Raw genomic sequence first — 732 nt, 5'->3', positions numbered from 1 at the left:
CAGAAGTGAAACGCAGCTGCGCCGATGATAGTGTGAGGTCTCCTCATGTGAAAGTAGGTCATTGCCAAGCGCCTAATTCAAAACCCCAGTCACACGACTGGGGTTTTAATATTTATAATGCTATAAATATAAGATTTTTTCTGATAATAATAGCACTGTGGTACCACCTGATCCCATGCCGAACTCAGAAGTGAAACGCAGTTGCGCCGATGATAGTGTGAGGTCTCCTCATGTGAAAGTAGGTCATTGTCAGATCCCCATTTGCTGATATGGCTCAGTTGGTAGAGCGCACCCTTGGTAAGGGTGAGGTCGGCGGTTCAACTCCGCCTATCAGCACCATCTTCTTGTTTGATATCATATTTTAACTTCCAAAAAAAACGCTTCCCCCAAATACAACCATCGATAGCTATTTTACGTTCTATGACGTTTTGTACAATCCAACTATTAATGTAACCTTACATGTAACTTCACCTTAATGCGTGAAATATGAGGTTATATCAATTCCGATAATTTTATGACTGAATATGGTTTCATAAAGAAGCTGTTATGGATCATGATTCCTCCAATTAATTACATCTACATTTAATGCTAGACCTTCCTCTATATTTTTACTCTATTATTTAAATTTATTTCACGAAAATAATACCATTCCGCTTAATTAGCTGATCAGATTCATCCAATCCCTAGTGCACATTTTTATTACTCTTTGACTATCACTTACAAAGTCATTCC

The 732-nt window shown here is 38.1% G+C and carries 1 tRNA gene and 1 rRNA gene; both read left to right on the top strand.

From position 1 onward, the window contains the following. The first annotated feature begins 139 nt into the window (after positions 1 to 139). Positions 140 to 255: ribosomal RNA gene (rrf, locus tag Q0794_RS18055) — 5S ribosomal RNA — on the top strand. A gap of 8 nt (positions 256 to 263) precedes the next feature. Next, positions 264 to 339: transfer RNA gene (locus Q0794_RS18050), tRNA-Thr, on the top strand. Positions 340 to 732 lie beyond the last annotated feature (393 nt).

The sequence above is a fragment of the uncultured Psychromonas sp. genome (genome assembly GCF_947489755.1).
Classification (GTDB): Bacteria; Pseudomonadota; Gammaproteobacteria; order Enterobacterales; family Psychromonadaceae; genus Psychromonas.
This window is presented reverse-complemented; position numbering and strand designations above follow the sequence as displayed.